This is a genomic window from Chryseobacterium sp. JV274 (assembly GCF_903969135.1).
GTDB lineage: Bacteria > Bacteroidota > Bacteroidia > Flavobacteriales > Weeksellaceae > Chryseobacterium.
In genome coordinates, this window is sequence record NZ_LR824569.1 from 2,584,818 (window position 1) to 2,604,316 (window position 19,499).

At 36.8% G+C, this 19,499-nt stretch carries 16 protein-coding genes; 7 read left to right on the forward strand and 9 right to left on the reverse strand.

The annotated features are described in order from the left end of the window. Positions 1 to 82: 82 nt before the first annotated feature. The 6 genes from CHRYMOREF3P_RS12000 to CHRYMOREF3P_RS12025 all read right to left on the reverse strand — a co-directional run bounded on the left by CHRYMOREF3P_RS12000 (position 83) and on the right by CHRYMOREF3P_RS12025 (position 4,680). Positions 83 to 586, reverse strand: coding sequence for a DUF4252 domain-containing protein (locus tag CHRYMOREF3P_RS12000; protein WP_077418771.1), 504 nt, complete (start codon positions 584 to 586; stop codon positions 83 to 85). Between the two features lie 11 nt (positions 587 to 597). Then, positions 598 to 1,884: a DUF4252 domain-containing protein gene (locus CHRYMOREF3P_RS12005; protein WP_228408896.1), complete on the reverse strand. Its 1,287-nt coding sequence runs from the start codon at positions 1,882 to 1,884 to the stop codon at positions 598 to 600. A gap of 16 nt (positions 1,885 to 1,900) precedes the next feature. Further along, positions 1,901 to 2,578, reverse strand: coding sequence for a hypothetical protein (locus CHRYMOREF3P_RS12010; protein WP_077418770.1), 678 nt, complete (start codon positions 2,576 to 2,578; stop codon positions 1,901 to 1,903). After that, a complete protein-coding gene (locus CHRYMOREF3P_RS12015; protein WP_047385893.1) occupies positions 2,553 to 3,062 on the reverse strand; it encodes an RNA polymerase sigma factor in 510 nt (169 codons plus the stop codon). Before CHRYMOREF3P_RS12015 ends, CHRYMOREF3P_RS12010 begins: the two co-directional genes overlap by 26 nt. A gap of 100 nt (positions 3,063 to 3,162) precedes the next feature. After that, entirely contained in the window at positions 3,163 to 4,323 is a 1,161-nt protein-coding gene (locus CHRYMOREF3P_RS12020; RefSeq protein ID WP_180565778.1) for a GlmU family protein, read from the reverse strand. Positions 4,324 to 4,428: 105 nt separating this feature from the next. Next, positions 4,429 to 4,680 carry a type B 50S ribosomal protein L31 gene (locus CHRYMOREF3P_RS12025; RefSeq protein WP_002976190.1) on the reverse strand — a complete coding sequence of 84 codons (252 nt, stop codon included), beginning with the start codon at positions 4,678 to 4,680 and terminating at the stop codon, positions 4,429 to 4,431. Between the two features lie 183 nt (positions 4,681 to 4,863). Here CHRYMOREF3P_RS12025 and CHRYMOREF3P_RS12030 point away from each other — a divergent pair, with 183 nt between their 5' ends. The 5 genes from CHRYMOREF3P_RS12030 (at position 4,864) to CHRYMOREF3P_RS12050 (ending at position 9,859) form a co-directional block, all read left to right on the forward strand. Further along, positions 4,864 to 6,273, forward strand: a complete 1,410-nt coding sequence (locus CHRYMOREF3P_RS12030) for a hypothetical protein (protein WP_180564718.1) — start codon at positions 4,864 to 4,866, stop codon at positions 6,271 to 6,273. Continuing rightward, positions 6,273 to 6,599, forward strand: a complete 327-nt coding sequence (locus CHRYMOREF3P_RS12035; RefSeq protein ID WP_047385875.1) for a nucleotide pyrophosphohydrolase — start codon at positions 6,273 to 6,275, stop codon at positions 6,597 to 6,599. Before CHRYMOREF3P_RS12030 ends, CHRYMOREF3P_RS12035 begins: the two co-directional genes overlap by 1 nt. Positions 6,600 to 6,670: 71 nt before the next feature. Next, the gene (locus tag CHRYMOREF3P_RS12040; RefSeq protein ID WP_180564719.1) at positions 6,671 to 7,894 is read left to right on the forward strand and encodes a 3-phosphoshikimate 1-carboxyvinyltransferase; all 1,224 of its coding nucleotides are present in this window, start codon (positions 6,671 to 6,673) and stop codon (positions 7,892 to 7,894) included. A 67-nt stretch (positions 7,895 to 7,961) separates the two neighbouring features. Continuing rightward, entirely contained in the window at positions 7,962 to 8,642 is a 681-nt protein-coding gene (locus CHRYMOREF3P_RS12045; RefSeq protein ID WP_232539015.1) for a hypothetical protein, read from the forward strand. Positions 8,643 to 8,878: 236 nt separating this feature from the next. Next, positions 8,879 to 9,859, forward strand: coding sequence for a phosphatidylinositol-specific phospholipase C (locus CHRYMOREF3P_RS12050; protein WP_232539017.1), 981 nt, complete (start codon positions 8,879 to 8,881; stop codon positions 9,857 to 9,859). Positions 9,860 to 10,021: 162 nt separating this feature from the next. Here the strand turns inward: CHRYMOREF3P_RS12050 and CHRYMOREF3P_RS12055 are convergent, their stop codons facing one another. The 3 genes from CHRYMOREF3P_RS12055 to CHRYMOREF3P_RS12065 form a co-directional block, all read right to left on the reverse strand. Then, positions 10,022 to 11,854 carry an alkaline phosphatase gene (locus CHRYMOREF3P_RS12055; protein WP_180564721.1) on the reverse strand — a complete coding sequence of 611 codons (1,833 nt, stop codon included), beginning with the start codon at positions 11,852 to 11,854 and terminating at the stop codon, positions 10,022 to 10,024. A gap of 73 nt (positions 11,855 to 11,927) precedes the next feature. Beyond that, a complete protein-coding gene (locus CHRYMOREF3P_RS12060) occupies positions 11,928 to 13,436 on the reverse strand; it encodes a RagB/SusD family nutrient uptake outer membrane protein (RefSeq protein ID WP_077418764.1) in 1,509 nt (502 codons plus the stop codon). A 25-nt stretch (positions 13,437 to 13,461) separates the two neighbouring features. Further along, positions 13,462 to 16,350: a SusC/RagA family TonB-linked outer membrane protein gene (locus CHRYMOREF3P_RS12065; protein ID WP_180564722.1), complete on the reverse strand. Its 2,889-nt coding sequence runs from the start codon at positions 16,348 to 16,350 to the stop codon at positions 13,462 to 13,464. A 395-nt stretch (positions 16,351 to 16,745) separates the two neighbouring features. Here CHRYMOREF3P_RS12065 and CHRYMOREF3P_RS12070 point away from each other — a divergent pair, with 395 nt between their 5' ends. Together CHRYMOREF3P_RS12070 and CHRYMOREF3P_RS12075 are read left to right on the forward strand one after the other, a co-directional pair. After that, positions 16,746 to 17,540, forward strand: a complete 795-nt coding sequence (locus CHRYMOREF3P_RS12070; RefSeq protein ID WP_180564723.1) for an SDR family oxidoreductase — start codon at positions 16,746 to 16,748, stop codon at positions 17,538 to 17,540. A gap of 4 nt (positions 17,541 to 17,544) precedes the next feature. Next, positions 17,545 to 19,248, forward strand: a complete 1,704-nt coding sequence (locus CHRYMOREF3P_RS12075; RefSeq protein WP_232539018.1) for a hypothetical protein — start codon at positions 17,545 to 17,547, stop codon at positions 19,246 to 19,248. Positions 19,249 to 19,499 lie beyond the last annotated feature (251 nt).

The window sequence follows — 19,499 nt, forward strand, 5'->3', positions numbered from 1 at the left end:
TCATTTTCACCTAAATTATTTTTATGGATGTATAATGTATTAGTTTTTCCAGGCTGCGAAAGTTTTGAGATTAGTGCAAGGATTATTTAGCAGAAACTGAATTAATCATTTTTGAAATATCATCAGGAGTAAAGTTCCCTTTCACATCCACAAAAACCATATCCTGGCTATTGGAACCTACAGTGATCAGCATATTTTTAATAGCTTCTCCGTCTTGTTTTACCTTTATATTGACATTATCTCCATCGTGCTTAATGGTAGCCCATTCTTCGTAGTGATTATCACTCAAATATTGGCTATAATCATTCAGCATTTCCTTACTCCCGTTTGTTACGGTAAGAACTTTTATTTTTGAAGCTTTCTTTACCAGGTTGACTGTTTCCTCACTTTCTCCTTCTTCCCTTAACGCTTTCTTAATATACGATTTAGCAAGAGCCATAGGTACATTAATACTTGCAAACCGCGCTCCTTTGAAATCATATTTTGAATTTTGAAAAAAATCGATATTCGGCTTTTCTGATACAATACACGACTGAAGCATACCTATTGTCAGAATAGCTAGGAAAATGTTTTTAAGAGTCTTCATAGTTTAGTTTTTTATTTGATTTGTCTGAAACTTCCTCCTGAAATTTTATCTACTTTGGCATCCAGTTCAGGGTTTCCTCTCAATTTTACTGCCGCTCCAGATGAAACACTTACTTTCAGCTTATCTGTTACCAGTAAGGAAAGACTTGCTCCTGAAGTAGATTCTACCACTGCTGTAGCGATCTTAAGATCATCTGCTTTACAAGAGGCTCCACTGCTGATATCAATTACGGCAGAGGCTGCCTCTCCGGATATGCTAACACTTGCGCCACTGGAAGTATCCAATGCAAGCTTTGGCGTTTTAATATCAACATCCAGTACAGATCCTGAGCTTACCTGCACTGCTGTAGCATCTTTTACATTGAATGTTCCTTTAATAATAGAACCAGAATCTGCTTCAATTGCCAAACTGTTTTCTGTAACCGGATTCACAGCTGTAAAGACACTTCCTGATGATGTTTTTATAGCGTTAATACTAGGTGCAGAAACATTAACATTAAGATTTTTAAATCTCAGGTTCCGAACTCCTTTATTGTCAACATATATTTTTAAAACTCCGTTTTCCACCTTTGTGATCACATATTGAAGCTTATCAGCATCCGCAATAACTTTTACACTTTTTGTATTTTCCTGTTTATAGGTAACATTTACTCCTACGCTGGCATCTATCTTGGAAAATTCACCCACATTTCTGTTATCTCCATTCAGGTAAGACGATGTATTACCCGAAGTAAGATCATTTCTCACGGAAGTTGTTACAGAAGAAGTGGTTGTTTCGCCGGAATTAATAATCTTGTTAACATCAGATAATTTCATTTTTCCATTAAGGATAAAAATAATATTTTCTTCTTTAGAATCAACATTGAACACCAAATTTTCAAGATAGTTATCTTTCTCATCTTCAGCCAGAAATTTCATAGAAGTTCCATCGCTGCTCATAGACATCAGCTCGTTGAAGTTTAATGATTTTAAGGCATCATTTATTCTCGCCGTTTTATCCTCGTTCATTTTTATATTGGCAAGATTCTCATCTTTTAAACGATCTGGGAAGGTAATTTTAGGAATAATTAAAATTTTAAGCCCATCCACATCGTTCAAAATCGGTTTTATTTTTCCGACATAGGCATCATCAACATCAATGGTATTCAATAGCTTGAACATCGGTTTTTTAATATTGATAGAGGTCACTCTACCCTTTTTTTCAAAATCCTGAAAAAGCTTGTCTAATTTCTCAGTCTGTGCAGAATAAGTTGCAAAGCTGCTTAGCATTACGGCTATTATAAAAAATATTTTTTTCATGGGATTGTTCTGATTTTTAGTATTCGCTGTCAAGATTTTCATTTTTTTGAGAAGATGCTACTGTTTTTTTAAACTCAGTTCCTAATTTCATAAAGGAATATTTAGCAACATCTATGGCTTCTTTTTCACTGCTGATTCTTTTGCCGTTTACAATTACATAGGAGTCATTGTATGCTGTAGCAGAATCATTTAAACTTTTACTGTTTGAGGAATTACTTACGTATCTGGGTCTTGTTTCCTTTTTAAGTCTTCCTCTTTTTGGCAGGATTTCATCCATTACATCTTTTTCCGCTACCTGGTTATCCTGAAAAACAGAATCTTTTTTCACACCGGAAATAGAATCTGTATGATTTATGGCAACCTGTTCCTGGTGATCACTGTTTTCTTCAATGAATCCGGACTTCTGCTTTAAGATTTCATCTTTTACCAGCTTTTCTTTATCCTGCGCATTCTTATTATTGTTATTCAGGAAAAATCCGATACTTAAGACCAGCATTACACTGGCGGCCATCCAGAACCATTTAGGAAAGGAGGGTTTCTTCTTTTCTTGCAATGGAATAACAGGTGTTGCATTCTGTTCAGGCTCCGCGCCTTCAGCAGTCTGAAGAAAGTCTTCAAAACTCCAGTCCATTTTTTCTTCCTTAATATCCCGGAAGACTTCGTTGTATTTATCTTGTAATTGATCTTTTTTCATAGCTCATCAGTTGTGAGATTTGTTCTTTTACTTTTTGTCTCGCACGCATCAGGTTTACCCTTACTGCATTTTCCTCCATTTCCAGCATTTCAGAAATTTCAGAAACATCATACTCTTCTACATCTTTCAAGTGGATGACCATCTTCTGTTTTTCGGGGAGCTGATTGATAAATCCTATAATATGTTCCTTAAGGTTATCAACTTCCATACTATAAAGCTCCGAGCGATGAAGCTGCATATCCGCAAAGCCGATCTTGACATCGTGATGTTTCAGCCGGTTCAGGCATTCGTTCCGGACAGACTTCAGCGCATAGGATTTAAAATTTCCGAATTGCCCCAGTTCATCCCTCTTCTGCCAAAACTTTATCATGAGATCCTGCACTACATCTTCTGCTTCATCACTGCTCATGACAAACCGCTTCGCAAAACGATACATCTCGTCTTTGAGAATAAACACCGTATTCTTGAAAGTTTCTTGGGTCATGAGTTTTGTTTCTTATAGGTAAGACAATTGCCGTTACAGATCTATTACATCAAAAATAAAAAAACTTCAAAAAAAATTGAAGTTTTTTATTATAATCGAATTAATACGTATCAAAAATATGTTTCAAAATAGCTTTATCTTCTTCTGTTAAAGGAACTTTTCTCCTCGCCATTGCTCTTTCTGCCACTTCATATACTTTATCCAGCCTGAATCTTTCATCATCTTTCAACCCTCCCCATGAAAAGTTTTCCACAAGATTGGGTGGAAAACCAGGTTTGAATATATTGGATGCTACTCCTATCACCGTTCCGGTATTCAATTGAGTGTTAATTGCTGTTTTGGAATGATCTCCCATGATCAGACCAGCAAACTGTAAGCCCGTATCTTCAAAAGCTTTTGTTCTGTAATTCCACAGTTTTACATGGCTGTAATTATTTTTAAGATTGGAAGAATTGGTATCAGCACCGAAATTGCACCATTCCCCGATTACAGAGTTTCCAACGAAACCTTCATGTCCTTTACTGGTGTAACCAAAAATGATAATATTATTGGCTTCCCCTCCCACTTTACAATGTGGACCAATGGTAGTTGCTCCGTAAATTTTAGCCCCAAGATTAAATTTAGAATCTTCTCCAAGGGTAATAGGACCTCTAAGGTGACAGCCTTCCATCACTTCAGCATTTTTACCGATATAAATTTTCCCGGTCTTAGTATTTAAAGTAGAGAATTCAATTTCTGCACCTTCTTCAATAAACAGATCTTTTTTATCTCCTAAAAAACCATTGGTTGAAGATAACTCCTGTGAAGTTCTTCCTTTGGTAAGCAGATCAAAGTCAAAATCAATAGCATGATGATTATAGGTAAACAGATCTTTTGGTCTTTTAAAGAAAATAAGATCCTCCTTAATGTCTGTCATTTTTTCAATCTGATTCAGAGAGAAATCTTTCATATTGATTTTAGCGGCGATCAATTCATCTTCATAAACCAACGCTTCTCCCAGCTTAAGATCTTTAATCTGTTGAATTACGGTTTCTGTAGGAATGAAATTCGGAACTAAAAAGAGACTTTCTTTTTCCTCCGGACTTTTAAATTTATCCTGAAGATACGTTTCCGTGAAGTAGGAAATTTCCGTGTTTTCAAGGATTTTCTGCCATCTTTCGGAGAATGTAAGAATTCCGCATCGCATGGCAGCAACAGGGCGGGTAAAAGTAAGCGGAAGAAAATCTTCCCAATATTGTGCGTCTGAAAATACTAACTGCATCATTCAGGTTTTGGTTTAAAGTTTAAAATTCAAGGTTAACAAATTTACAATAAAAAAAGTCTTCCAAAAAATTGGAAGACTTCTATATTTTTAAGTATACAAAAATTACTTAGCGAATTTTTTGTATTTGTTCATGAACTTATCAACTCTACCTGCAGTGTCAACTAGTTTTACTTTACCAGTGTAGAAAGGGTGAGAAGTTGAAGAGATTTCCATTTTGATTAGTGGATACTCTTGTCCTTCGTACTCGATAGTGTCTTTTGTTTCTGCAGTAGACTTGCAAAGAAACACCTCGTCGTTACTCATATCTTTGAAAACAACAAGTCTATAATTTTCTGGGTGGATTCCGTTTTTCATAATACTATTTTTAAAAAAATTAAGTTTGCTTTCGAAATAGTAATGGATATTTCTCTGCTAAATTTTAGGTTGCAAAAATACAACATTTTTTTAAAATTCCAAATACTGAATTCATTTTTTTTTATTGGTAAGAAATTTAAAGTATTTTCGTTAAATTTGGAACTTACTTAAACCTTAATTTCAATGAAATTCAAATTATTACTGGCTTTTTCCTTCTGGATGTTACTTGTAGCAGTATCATGTAATAAGGATGATATTACGTTTGACAGCCCTACGCAGCAGCTAAGTTTCTCAAGAGACACAGTATTCTGTGATACGGTATATCATCAGGTACGTTCAGAAACCTATGTAGTAAAAGTATATAATAATGAAGATAAGGATATCATGATCCCAAGAGTAAATCTTGAGAAAGGTGCCTCTTCATTATATAGAATCAATGTAGATGGAAAACCTGGATATGATTTTCAAAATGTTCCTTTAAGAAAGAAAGACAGTCTTTATATTTTTGTTGAAATTGCCCCTGAAGCTACCGGACCAGAAGCGATTGCTGAGGACAAAGTTATTTTCACAGGGCCTGCAGGACAGCAGCATGTGACCTTATTTTCTGTAGTTCAGGATGCTGAATTTTTTATTCAGACTCCCGGCAACCCTAATGAAATTACCAATTCCACTACATGGAATAACAATAAAGCAAAGATCATCTACGGGAATCTTACCATCAACCCAAGTGTAACACTGGACATAAATCCTGGAACTAAGGTATACTTCCACAAAAACAGTGGAATGAAAGTTTCTTCCGGAGCTGTTTTAAATATCAATGGAACTCAGACCGATCAGGTTATTCTTCGTGGAGACAGAAATGATCCTTATTATGATACGATTCCTAAAAACTGGAATTCTATTAAAATGGAAGCAAATTCTACGCTCAAGATGAACCATGCAAGACTTTTCGGAGGAACAAGAGGTTTTGATATGAGACAAACCAATGCTACTATCACCAATTCATTCATCCATACTTTCTTTGAATACGGTATCTATGCGGTAGGTTCTACTGTGAATGCCAATAACCTTGTGATGAACAATTGCGGTTTATCATGTATCGGTATTTTCAGAGGAGGAAAACACAGCTATACTCACGCTACGATTGCCAATTATTCCAGAACAATGAGCTCTTTTGACAGAAGCGGAATTTTTGCAGCCAATGAATGGAAGAATGATGCAGGACAATCAGAACAGGGCGCTTTACAGCTGCTTGATATTAAAAACAGTATCATATATTCTGATAGGGATGATGCTATTCATTTTGAACAGACTCCGGGACAGCAGTTTGAATTCTTACTTCAAAATTCATTAATAAAATATACCAGTGCAACAGGAGCAGGTTTCACTTTTGACAATAATCCAAACGTAATACAAACAACCAAGAATACTGATCCACAGTTTGTCAACTATTTTATGGCTAAAATGAATTTAAGGGTAAAACCAGGTTCTCCAGCTCTTGGAAAAGGAAATGCGGCTGTTGCAGCAACAGTACCTTTCGATATTGTGAATGTATCCAGAACTACAAACCCAACGCTGGGAGCTTATCAATAATGGAAATTACCCAGTTACAACAGCAGGTTGATGAATGGATCAAAACCATTGGCGTAAGATACTTTAATGAGCTTACGAATATGGCGATGCTGACAGAAGAAGTAGGTGAAGTAGCGAGAATCATTGCCAGAAGGTATGGTGAACAAAGCGAAAAGGAAAGCGATAAAACAAAAGATCTTGGCGAAGAACTGGCTGATGTACTTTTTGTAACATTATGCCTGGCTAATCAGACGGGAGTTAATTTACAGGACGCTTTTGACAGAAAAATGAAAATCAAGACTGACCGGGATAAAGACCGGCATCAGAATAATGAAAAATTGAAATAATTATAAATGATGAGTTATGAATTATAGATGAATTTGTAACTCATAATTTTTTTAATATCATGTAGATAATAATGAAGAAGCTAGAAAAATCAAAGTTATCAGGAGGAAAAACAGTACAGATCAGCGGTTCGAAAAGTATTTCGAATCGTTTATTGATTCTGGAAAGTCTGTTTAGCAATATAAAAATCGGAAATCTATCCAATTCTCAGGATACTCAGTTGCTGAAAAAAGCATTATCTGAAAATATAGAAGTGGTAGACATTCACCATGCAGGAACGGCAATGCGCTTTCTTACTTCTTATTATTCTATCCAGGAAGGAAAGACTACTATTCTTACCGGCTCAGGAAGAATGAAAGAAAGACCGATCAAAAATCTGGTAAGTGCCTTGAGGGATCTTGGGGTAGAAATTGAGTATTTGGAGAATGAAGGCTTTCCTCCTTTAAAAATTACAGGAAAAAAGATCACCCAGACTTCTGTGAATGTTCCGGCCAATATTTCAAGCCAGTTTATTACCTCTCTGCTTCTTGTTGCAGGAAAACTTGAAAACGGAATGGAAATTAATCTTGTAGGGAAGGTTACATCTAGGTCTTATATTGAAATGACCCTTGATATTCTGACAAAATTTGGTATCCAAAGCAGTTTTGAAGGAAATTCGATCAAAGTAGCCCCCTTCACTCCTGACCATAATGCAGAAGTACATTATGAAGTAGAGAGTGACTGGAGTTCGGCTTCTTACTTCTACTCTATCTGTGCTTTGGGAAGAGAAACCATCCACCTGAAAAGTTTTTACAAAGAGTCAACGCAGGGAGATTCTGCAATTGCCAATATCTATGAGAAGTTCTTCGGAATCAAAACAACATTCTCTGAAGATGAGCATCAACTAACGCTGGAACCTCAGCCAGATTTTTCTTTTCCGGAAAAAATTATCCTGGATATGAATGACTGTCCTGATATTGCACAAACTCTTTGTGTAACAGCCGCAGCCTTAAAAATACCTTTTGATATTTCCGGATTGGGAACTTTAAGAGTAAAAGAAACCGACAGACTTCTTGCCTTATATAATGAGCTTGAAAAACTGGGCACTGAAACAGAAATTACAGATTTAACGATTAAATCAATCCGTTTTGGAGAGCCACAGGATCATATTTCTATCAAAACGTATCAGGATCACAGAATGGCAATGAGTTTTGCTCCGTTCTGCCTGATTAATGAGCTTACTATTGAGGATGAAAATGTAGTTGAAAAATCTTATCCAATGTTTTGGGAAGACCTTGAAAGTATTGTAACAAATTAATTTAAAAATGTGGTAATTTGGAAATGGTTTCATTCTGGATTACCACATTTTAATCATACTACTAATAATGAGACTCATCTTTCTCTTTTTGGCTTTCTTATCTGTGACGAGCTTACCTGCTCAGAATCTGAAAAATTTTTCTGTTCCGAAAGGTTATACCCAGATTGTGGAAGCCAAAGGCGATCTTGACAAAGATGGAAAAGATGAAACTATCCTGATATTTAATACGAATATAAAAGCATCAGACAAGCAAAACCTGGAAGGTACAAATGACTATAAAAGGGTTTTCTATATTCTGAAAAAAGGAAACAGCGGTCTAAAAGTATGGAACGAAAATTCTACCCTCCTTTTTTCAAGCGGATTCGGATTTTATCCTTCTGATAATACTCTTGAAATCAATATAAAAAATAACTGTCTTATTATTGAACAGCAGTTTTTTACCAATTCAAGGCATACCCAGCAATATAAACATACCTTCAGATTTCAGAACGGAGATTTTTATCTTATAGGTTCGCACGATCATTTTGAAGACACCTGTGAATTCAGTTTTACAAATGAAATCAATTTTTCTACAGGGCAAGTAATTGTTGACAGAGAATATTCATCCTGTGATGATGGCACCAAAGTACCCGAAAACTCACACAAAGAGTTTTCTCATAAATTCCCGGCTCTTATTAAAATGAATGATTTCTTTATCGGAGACCACAAGTTCAAAGTTCCCGGGTCGAAGGAGGATTTTGTGTTTTAGGATGGAAGATTGAAGCTGGAGGTTACTGTTAGGTGGTTGATCTATCATAGCTGCTTTATTGTAAATCCATTACTATTTAACTAGTAACGATTTCTCTTTTTCCACCATCCATCCCCCAACTTCCTGACTTTATAGCAACTTAATCATCTCTTAAGATTAAATTAACTCCTTGTACTTTGATATATTCTTATTTTTAAGCTGCATTAAAAAATAAAAAAACTATGTTCAAACAAAGCATGAAACGTTTTACAGCCATCACTCTTGGGGTTGTTACTGCGTCGATCTTCTTTTCCTGTTCAAATGACAGCATGATGGAAAGAGATAATGAAACTCTTGCAGCCTCTTTAGCAAAAACAAGTAATAAGGCTTCATTATTACCTATTGCCATGAATAGCTGGATGTCTGGTCTTCAGGATAATATTTCAATTTCAAAAATCTCTATTCCCGGGACTCATGATTCCGGTGCACGTGTAGATGCTCCTGTTGTATCAGGTACGGCTAAAACTCAAGACCTCAGCATTGCAGAACAACTGAATGCAGGAGTCCGTTTTCTGGATATCCGTTGCAGACATATTGACAATTCTTTCACCATTCATCACGGTGCGATTTACCAAAATCTGAATTTTGATGATGTGCTTAATGCCTGCTATACGTTCCTTAACAGCCATCCATCAGAAACAATTATCATGTCTGTAAAGGAAGAATATGACGCATCCAACACTACCAGAAGTTTTGAGCAGACCTTCGATTCTTATGTACAGAAAAATCCTTCTAAATGGGATCTTGGGGCAAACATTCCTGCATTAGGAGCTGTAAGAGGAAAGATCAAATTGTTGAGAAGGTTTTCTTCAGGAACAACTAAAGGAATCAATGCTTCTCCGTGGGCAGATAATACGACATTTGATATCAACAATTCCGGCGTACAATTAAAAGTTCAGGATTATTATAAGGTTACCAACAATGATGATAAGTGGAATGGAATTTCCAGCCTGCTTAATGAAGCCAAAAATGATACTAACGGAAAGCTTTTCGTGAATTTCACCAGCGGTTATAAACCGGGAATCTTTGGGATCCCAAGTATTCCTACAGTATCCAATACCATTAATCCAAAACTTAAGACCTTCTTCCAGACGAATACTCAGGGTTCATATGGAATAATGCCGATTGACTTTGTAAATGCGGAACTGTCTGAATTAATAGTGAAGACCAATTTCTAATTCATTATTTGTTAGATATATTTATAGGCTGTTTCTTTTTTGAGGCAGCCTTTTTAAATTTTGTTCTTGTTTTATCTCAGGCTTTAAATCAATACACAAAAAAGACTGTTTCTTTTTTGAAACAGTCTCTCTTTGTAAAAGTAAAAGTATTAAAATCAAAAGTTATTTCTGTATTCCGTAGGCTGCCAATATCTTGTTGAAAATCTCTGTATTTTCAAATAATCCTGTAAATTCTTTAGAGTTCGGACCGTATGCAAAAACACTTGACGGAATGGAGGTATGATCATTCGTACTGAAGTTTCCGAATATCCAGCCATCTTTCAGGCTTCCGTCCAATAGCGTCAAACCACCTGTTTCATGATCTCCCACCACGATTACCAGGGTTTCTTTATTTTCATCAGCAAATTTCATTGCCTTACCAACCACATGATCAAAGTCCAGTAATTCTGTAACCAGCTGCTCAATATTGTTGCTATGACCTCCTCCATCAGTCTGAGAAGCTTCTATCATCATAAAGAATCCGTTTTTATTATTCTTTAAATTATTTAAGGTAAGATCGAACGCATCGGAAAGCCAGTTTCCTCTTCCGTTGGTTATTCTTTGTGAAGCCAGAGGATCAATCACCAAAGTACGGTTCTTAATTGCAGTAACTGATTTCAAATCTTTATACAAATCGACTTTGGCATCTTTAAATTTCTGTACATTTTCCTGAGACAGTCCGTTTGTAGGGCCTCCGATAAGAATTCTCGTTTTTGAAGCTGCGAAATCTTTCAAAATAGGTTCGGAACTATTTCTATTGTCTGAGTGTGCATAGAAATCAGCAGGCGTTGCATCTGTAACATCACCCGTAGAAATCAATCCGGAGACCATTCCTTTCTCAGCGATAATATCAGGAATTTGTGCGAGTGCTTTTCCCATATTGTCAACTCCTACAAAAGTATTTTTAGTTTTCACTCCTGTTGCAAATGCTGTAGAACCCGGTGCTGAATCTGTAATATAGGCATTGGATGAATTGGTTTTGGAAAGTCCTGTAGCTTTCATATTGAAAACATTTAACTTTCCTTTGTTGGCTGTAAAGGCAGCATAGTATTGCGGAAGAGAAGTTCCGTCTGGTATAAGAAGGATCACATTCTTTACCTTTTTAACCACTCCGTCTGATGCATAAGTCGGAGTATAGGTGCTGTATTCTTTTGTATTTTTATAAAAGTTTTTCGGGATAGAGTTCATGAATTTTTTTAGATCCGGAATATGGTCGGTATTGATATAATCTACTCCCATATCCATAAAATTCACCCATGCATTAGGAAAGTCCGGAGCCCCGTAAAAACGCACTGGTTTTTGCTGGGAATGTGCTTTTTCAACAGCAGTTCTAATCCTTGCCGTTTCCTCGTCTCTTGGGATTCCTTTTCCATTCCATTTTACCAATCCGGGAAGATCTGCACTGAACATTCCTACTCTTTTTAACTGGTCTGCAGAATAATTTTTGTCAAGATCTCCATCAAAGTAAAGATAGTCTGGATAGTTTTTAAAATCTGTCGGTTGGGGTCTTCCGCCGGTAATCACAATTTTAATTCCTGAATTTCCCGTGATCTCAGGATATTTTTTTAATGTAGCCACCAAAGCATCCAATGATGTTTTATAATCCTGCTTAATATCAATCAGCAGCTGGAGTTTTTTGCCGGCATCCGGATAGATATTCCCTTTGTTCAGCTTAATCTGTTTTGAAATATTATCGAGATAAAGGTTTTCCAGTGTTCTGTCTGCAGAAAGTTCTTTTTCGGTATGAGCTACCCAAAGATTACCTTTTACAAGAAATACATCTGCTTCTATGGAACCAAAGTTGGCATAATAAGCCTGCCAGAAAGGGATCTCCTGCATGTAATCATTATGTGAATGTGCATTGCCAACATTGTAGTTTAAATAATTCTGTGCCTGATTTTCAGAAAAAACAGCCAGGGCCAGTACAGCCAAAATTTTTGATAGTTTCCGTTTCATAATTTCTGTAAAAAACTATATCATCACAGAAGTTTCTGCAATGATATAGTGGATAATATATAAGATTAAGATGTTACCAGCCTTCATTTTGCTTGATGATTCCATGACTGTTTACGATTTCAGCCTGCGGAACTGCCCAAACATTATGTACAGCTGGATTAAAATTTCTTGCTGCCCAAACCTCCTGTCCGTTAATACCATGCAGAGGCTTGGCATAAGCTGCCTGTGCATCTCCCCAACGTACAAGGTCTCTGTGTCTGTCTGCCCATTCACCTGCCAGCTCACAGCGTCTTTCATGTTTAAGGTCTGCCATTGTACATCCGTTTTTCGGAGATAAACCTGCACGTACTCTGATCATATTGATTTCCTGATCTGCAGATTTCCCCTGCATCAATGCAGCTTCTGCTTTGATAAGGATAACCTCAGCATAACGCATGATCGGAACGGCAAGATCCGTACACGGATAATCTCCGTTGGCACTCACATGACCGCTGTTAAGCTGATATTTGAAAGCATCCATATATTTATTGAACTGATATCCGGTAAGTGAATTGGTAGAAGCATATATTCTTTCTTTCCCGTTAAAGGTAAATTTGTCACCTATTTTCAGGATGGATGCACTTCTTCTAAGATCCCCTGTTTCATATTCGTCATAAAGTTCTTTTGTAGGCTGAAAATATCCCCATCCGTTATATTCGCCCCATCCTTTATTTTCAAGCATTACGCCCGGAAGAATACTTCCCCATGCTGTAAACTTAGGTGTCCCGGGGACAGACCAGATATATTCTGAGCTGTAGTTGTTTTCAGCTTTGAAGACGTCAGCAAAATTACCCAGCAAAGCTCTGTTTCCTTTTGTCATCACTTCATTAGCCCAGAATTCTGCATTCTTCCAGTCTTTCATAAACAAGTATACTTTTGCCAAAAGTGCCCATGCTGCAGCTTTATGTGGTCTGCCGTAATCTTTTGCAGGAAGTTCTGCCTGAGTAGGTAATAATTCGGCTGCTCTTTTCAGGTCGTTTACAATGTAGGTGTAATTTTCCATCACATTGGCTGCTCTCGGAATCGGGTTTGGATCAGGATCCTTAGAACGGTCGATAATAGGTACTCCCGCTTTTTCATTTCCGTAAGAATAAGAAAGTTCAAAATACATTCTGCTGCTCATGAACAAAGCTTCTCCCAGGTATTTATTTTTAATGGCTTGTGAAGTCTGGATGTTATCAATATTACGGATCACACGGTTGGCCACCCCAATTACATTATATCTTTTGTTCCATTGAGTTTCAAGATCTCCCGCTGCGATGTAATTACTGCTGAAGTTTTTTGCGTTATCCGCTTCGCTCTTTGCTCTTCCGGTTACCATATCATCACTGGCGTTGATAAACCAAAATAGTCCTCTTCCGTAAAATTCACCGTCGAACAAAGGTTTATACATGGCATTAGCACCGGTAATCAGGTCATTTTCCGTTTTCCAGAAACTGGCTTCAGTAGGTGTTCCTTCCGGCTGAACATCCAACTCTCCTGTACATGATAAAAGCATTACGGATATTCCTGATACTAAAAATATTTTATTGAAAAATTTCATTTTTTACTTTTTTGTTAGTTAAAAATTATAACCCGATCTCCACCCCAAAGATGAATGAGCGTGCCTGAGGATATCTTCCGGTATCTACACCATAAGAATTCATTCCTACTTCAGGATCAAATCCTGTATATTTCGTAATCGTAAACAGGTTATTGGAAGTCATATAGATTCTCACCTTATTCACATCCAGCTTGCTGTACAATTCTTTTGGTAATGAGTAACCAATGGTAAGGTTCTTCAGCCTTAGATAAGATCCGTCTTCCACATAGAAATCCGATACTTTGGAATAATTACCGCTTGGGTCTCCGTGTACCAGTCTTGGAATATCGGTGTTCGTATTCTGAGGAGTCCATGCATTAAGGATATCTTTATCCATGTTGTAGTTCTGCCCTGTACCACCCGGGTTCAAAGAAATAAACTTCATCCCGTTGAATATTTTATTTCCGTATACGCCCTGGAAGAATAAGTTCAGATCAAAGTTTTTCCATGTCATGTTGTAAGAAAATCCGTAAGAAAACTTAGGATATGGGCTACCAAGATTAACAAAGTCATTATTATTAAGCACTCCTGTGTTACCTTCTTTCTTCAGGAACTTGATATCACCTGGTTTTGCATTCGGCTGGATAAGATTTCCGTTGGCATCTTTATAATTGTTGATCTCTTCCTGAGTCTGGAAAATTCCTCCGGTCTTGTAACCATAGAAAGAATAGAGAGGATCACCCACTTTCACGCGTGTTGGTTTCAGCACACCTCTTACTCCATTATCATTGATAAAGATCTCATTCACATTGGCAAGCTGCTTCACCGTGTTTTTTAGTTGACTCATTGTAGCTCCGACAGAGAATGTGAAATCATCAGAAACTACTTTGTTGTAATTGATTCCCAACTCGAATCCTTTATCCTGAAATAATCCTGCATTCACATACTGATTATTATATGTTGCCGTACTTGGTAAGCTTACATTGAAAATCTGATCTTTGGAATTCTTTACGAAATAATCAAACTGTAAAGAAAGGCTGTTGTGGAGGAATGAAGCATCTACCCCAAAGTTAGTCTGCTCAGATTTCCCCCATTTCAGATCCGGGTTCGGACGTGTAGTTGCGTAATAAGCAATATTTTGAGAAGGATCCTGTCCGAAAATCACATTATTATCTCTGGTCATTAATGGATTAACAGCTTGTGGAGAAATCCCTCCAAGGTTACCCAGAATACCATAACTTCCTCTCAGTTTAAGACTGGAAAGCCATGAAATATCTTTCATAAAATTTTCTTTCGAAACTACCCATGCACCGGAAACCGCATAATAGTTAGCAAATCTGTTCTGTTTTGCTACCAGTGAAGAACCATCACGTCTTCCCAATACACTTATGATATACTTTCCTGCATAGTCATAATTTACTCTCGCCAGATAAGAAACCAAAGATTGCTTGAATCTGTAACTGGAAACATCTTTATTGGTATCTGCAGCATTCTGAAGATGTTGGAAAACCTCAGCTTCACTTCTGAAATCATAGGCTTTTGCTACAAAACCATCATCAATTGTTTTCTGGAAAGTAAACCCTCCCAGGAAATCAAAATTATGTTTTCCTGCAGCAATTTTATAGGTAAGCAATTGCTCTGCAAGTGCTGTAGATGAGTTATTGGACTGGTACTCTAAATTATTCGTATCAAAAATCTTCCCGACTTCCAATACTCTATAGGTAAAGTTTTTTACATCACCCAGTTTAAAAGTCTGCGAAAAGTTAGAACGGAATTTTAAATCCTTAGCCAACGTAATCTCAGCATATGGATTGATCAAGATCTCATGCGTAGGATTTCTGATACTGATCCTTTTAAGATAAGCTACCGGATTGATCATATCTCCGTAACCTCCTGCCACATCAATTGGTAATCCGGAAAAAGCTCCGCTTGGTGTGTATACCGGAACATTCGGTGGATAGTACATTGCAGCCACTAAAGCTCCCGTATAACCACTTTTTGTATCTGCTGTATTGCCGTCAGAGTAATTATAATACATATTTTCTCCAATCGTCAGCCAATCTTTTACTTTATGTTCAGAATTGACTCTGAAATTATATCGTTTTGCCTGCGTATTCAGTAAGATTCCTTCCAGATTTCTATGGTTCATTCCCACAAAATATCTGGATTTCTCACTTCCTCCGCTTAGGTTAACATTGTATTCCTGAATAGTTCCTGTTCTGAAAATTTCTTTCATCCAGTCTGTTCTGGTAATTCTTCCGTCCGGATATTGGTTAGGATTAAAAGCAATGGGTAAACTTCCCAGTTTCCCGGCATTTTCATATGCTTTGTACATTACATCCTGAAATTCCGCTGCATTCAGAGACTCTTTTAGCCTCCATGCCTGGTTCACTCCATATTTTACATCAAAATCTACGGTAAGATTTCCTTTTTTCCCCTTTTTAGTGGTGATCAGGATAACCCCTCCGGAAGATCTTGCTCCATAAATGGCTGCAGAAGCATCTTTAAGTACAGAAATATCCTGTATATCATTTGGGTTAATAGAGGGTGTTCCATTAAAAACTACTCCGTCTACTACATAAAGAGGAGTTTCTCCATTGATTCCTCCCAGACCACGAATATTTACTTTAGGTGAGCCGTTAGGATCTCCACCTTCGTTCACTACAGTTACTCCGGGAGCTTTACCCTGAAGAACCTCTCCTACACCAGACAAAGATCTGGAAGTAAGCTTATCCAGCGAAGCCTCCGAAACAGCGCCGGAAACTTTACTTTTTTTCTGTGTTCCGTATCCTACAACAACAATCTCGTCGATGGATTTTTCTTTTAAGCTGTCTTTTTTCTGAGCGAGGAACATCGGTGAAGCTGATATTGCACCAATAAGTAATACCCTTCCCGTTAAATACGTTACTGAGACAGGGATTTTAAATACATTCATGATCTCCTTTTTGATTAGGTGCAAAATTAGATCAGTCCGCTCCCCCGCCCCATTAAGGTTTCCTTATGTTTTTATTAATAAATTTTAGCTTTTTTAAGACACCACCTACCACACGTTGTAAGTAAAACATTGTATATCAATTATATAAGTAATTAAAAGTAATCATTTCTCTGATATTGCATGCAGAATTGAGATTAAGTTTGTCTTAAGTTTATTATGAACTGATAGCAATAGATCAGTAAATCATTAAAATTATTTCAGGAATAATAAATAACTGAGTTCATTTTTCTTTTTTTACATTTGCTGAAAATAGATTTTACTTTTGAACACAGACCTTTAAAAACGTCTCACTGGCATCAGAAGAAAAATAAAAACAATAAAATCAGACAAATTCAATGACCATCATTATTACAGGAACCTCATCAGGGATCGGGTTTGCATTGGCCGAATATTTTGGTAAAAAAGGGCATAAAGTATACGGATTAAGCAGAAAGCATACAGAAAGTGAGTATTTCAGATCTATACCCACTGATGTTACCGATAACACAGCCGTTCAGAATGCTATCGCTGAGGTTTTAAAAACAGAATCCAGAATTGATGTTCTGATCAATAATGCTGGAATGGGAATGGTAGGAGCAGTAGAAGATTCTACGAAAGAAGATATTTTAAAATTGTTCAGCCTAAATCTTGCCGGACCTGTACAGATGATGAGCGCTGTTCTTCCGAAAATGCGTGAACACAAATTTGGGAAGATCATCAATGTTTCCAGCATCGGAAGTGAGATGGGTCTGCCTTTCCGCGGATTTTATTCGGCTTCAAAATCTGCGCTGGATAAAGTAACGGAAGCGATGAGGTATGAAGTTTATCCTTGGAATATTGAAGTATGTTCACTGCATTTGGGAGATATCAAAACCAATATTGCAGACAACAGAGTTATTGCACAAGTTTCCCAACCTTATAAAAATGTTTTTGATAAAGTATATGCTCTGATGAACTCTCATGTGAACGATGGAACTGAACCTTTGGAAGTTGCAGAATACATTGAAAAACTTTTAGCAAAAAATAAGTGGAAAGCTCATTATTATTTTGGTAAATTCGGGCAGAAAATCGGGGTTCCTTTGAAATGGATTCTTCCACAGGGAACTTATGAGAATTTAATGAAAAAATATAATAAACTGGATAAAAATTAGTTGATTGATAGGGCGCATAGTTATTCTGAACAGAATGCGATGCAGTGAAGAATCTTTTGTACTGAAGATTTCTCAATCCTCTTCACATTCAGAAGCTGATAAATTGAAATTACTTTTAAAAATATTTTTTGTGCTGTTCTGCGTTTTTACACAAGCGCAGAAAAAGCAGTATTGGCTGATTGATACAGAAACCAATGTCAGGAAAAAAGTAAAAGATTCTACTTCCGCAGTAAAGTTTCTGGATTCATTAGCTCAGAATAATTATTTCTTTACCAAACTTAAGGATGTAAAAGTAAAGGGTGACAGCACTGAAATTTTCTTTGACAAAGGCAAGAATTTCAATGAAACCTATGTAAACCTCACTGATTCTCTTGTTCAGAAGCTAAAGATTCAGAAAGATTTTTTCACTAAAAACTTAGATTCCACCAAGAAAAGCATCAACAAAACTTATATTGATGACGGATATTCTTTCAGCAGAATCAAATCCAAATATAAGGGACAGAAAAACGGCTACCCCATCGTAGAACTTGACATTAACAAGAACGATAAAAGAACGATCAATAATTTTGTCGTAAAAGGATATGAAAAAGTTCCTAAAAGATTCATCAAAAATCTTGAAAAGGAATTTAAAGGCAAAAACTACGATGATAAAAATCTTTTGGCCATCAATAAAACATTTCAGAGCCATCCTTTTCTGACTCTTGAACGGCAGCCGCAAACTTTATTTACAAAAGACTCTACAAGTATTTACCTGTTCCTGGAAAAGAAAAAGACCAATACTTTTGACGGAGTAATCGGTTTCGGGAATGACAAAACCTCCAAGTTTACGTTAAACGGAACCATGAATGTAAATTTCAGGAATATGTTCAACGGTTTTGAAACCGTCAATTTATACTGGCAGAGAAACCCGGATAGAGGGCAGACTTTTGATCTTCAGGTGGATATCCCATATCTGTTCAAATCGAATGTCGGGATGAATGCAAAAGTGAATATCTATCGCCAGGATTCTACATTTGCCAATGTAAAATTCCTGCCTGCCTTCTATTACCATATCAACAACCGTAACAAAATAGGTTTAAGGGCAACTTTGGAATCCTCTACCATTATTGACACGCTGTATGTGCAGGGGAAAGATTATAACAAAAAGGGACTCGGAGTATGGTTTGAAATGACAGAGCCTACTGATATTGACCTTTTCCTTTATAAGACAAGGATCAATGCTGGTTACGATTTTTTAACAACCACCTATTCTAAAGACAATATCAAAGCCAACCAAAACCAGTTTTATTTCTTTGGAGAACACAATTACCATATCTCCGGAAACCACTTCCTGAACATTAAGGGAGAAGGTGCCATGATGGATTCTAAAGTAGAGTTCACCACCAACGAATTATACCGTTTCGGGGGCTGGAACTCCATGCGGGGATTCAATGAAAAATCACTGGCAGCCGATTTCTACTATTATGGAAGTCTGGAATACCGGTATCTGATTGGCAGTCAGGCATTCTTCGACATCTTTGGACAATATGGACAGCTTAATAATAAATCACTGAATGTAAGGCCCAAACTCTACAGTGTCGGACTCGGTTTCAATTTCTTCATTCCTATCGGTCTGATGAGCTTTCAGCTGTCTAATGGTAACGAGTTTGGAAATCCTTTTAAGTTTAATGATACCAAAATTCACTGGGGAATCCTGAGCAGGTTTTAAAAAAGAAAAGAAGAAGGAAGCTGGAGGATAGAAGTTATCGGAGTCTTGGTTTCGCAATTTATTTCTTTCATAAGACCGAAGTTTTTTCAAAATTTATTACTAAGGATTGCAAGAAGTTGACAACACCACAGTAACTTCCAGCCTCGCTCTTCCAGCTTCCTACCTTATAGTAATACTTATAGAATAAAACAAAAATTCCCATACAAAGGATATTTTTCATTTTACCTTTCTATTAACTCTTCATGTTAAAA

Coding starts and splice junctions, on each gene's coding strand:
- CHRYMOREF3P_RS12000 (WP_077418771.1), bottom strand. CDS start 586: ATGAAGACTCTTAAAAACATTTTCCTAGCTATTCTGACAATAGGTATG.
- CHRYMOREF3P_RS12005 (WP_228408896.1), bottom strand. CDS start 1,884: ATGAAAAAAATATTTTTTATAATAGCCGTAATGCTAAGCAGCTTTGCA.
- CHRYMOREF3P_RS12010 (WP_077418770.1), bottom strand. CDS start 2,578: ATGAAAAAAGATCAATTACAAGATAAATACAACGAAGTCTTCCGGGAT.
- CHRYMOREF3P_RS12015 (WP_047385893.1), bottom strand. CDS start 3,062: ATGACCCAAGAAACTTTCAAGAATACGGTGTTTATTCTCAAAGACGAG.
- CHRYMOREF3P_RS12020 (WP_180565778.1), bottom strand. CDS start 4,323: ATGCAGTTAGTATTTTCAGACGCACAATATTGGGAAGATTTTCTTCCG.
- CHRYMOREF3P_RS12025 (WP_002976190.1), bottom strand. CDS start 4,680: ATGAAAAACGGAATCCACCCAGAAAATTATAGACTTGTTGTTTTCAAA.
- CHRYMOREF3P_RS12030 (WP_180564718.1), top strand. CDS start 4,864: ATGAAATTCAAATTATTACTGGCTTTTTCCTTCTGGATGTTACTTGTA.
- CHRYMOREF3P_RS12035 (WP_047385875.1), top strand. CDS start 6,273: ATGGAAATTACCCAGTTACAACAGCAGGTTGATGAATGGATCAAAACC.
- CHRYMOREF3P_RS12040 (WP_180564719.1), top strand. CDS start 6,671: ATGAAGAAGCTAGAAAAATCAAAGTTATCAGGAGGAAAAACAGTACAG.
- CHRYMOREF3P_RS12045 (WP_232539015.1), top strand. CDS start 7,962: ATGAGACTCATCTTTCTCTTTTTGGCTTTCTTATCTGTGACGAGCTTA.
- CHRYMOREF3P_RS12050 (WP_232539017.1), top strand. CDS start 8,879: ATGAAACGTTTTACAGCCATCACTCTTGGGGTTGTTACTGCGTCGATC.
- CHRYMOREF3P_RS12055 (WP_180564721.1), bottom strand. CDS start 11,854: ATGAAACGGAAACTATCAAAAATTTTGGCTGTACTGGCCCTGGCTGTT.
- CHRYMOREF3P_RS12060 (WP_077418764.1), bottom strand. CDS start 13,436: ATGAAATTTTTCAATAAAATATTTTTAGTATCAGGAATATCCGTAATG.
- CHRYMOREF3P_RS12065 (WP_180564722.1), bottom strand. CDS start 16,350: ATGAATGTATTTAAAATCCCTGTCTCAGTAACGTATTTAACGGGAAGG.
- CHRYMOREF3P_RS12070 (WP_180564723.1), top strand. CDS start 16,746: ATGACCATCATTATTACAGGAACCTCATCAGGGATCGGGTTTGCATTG.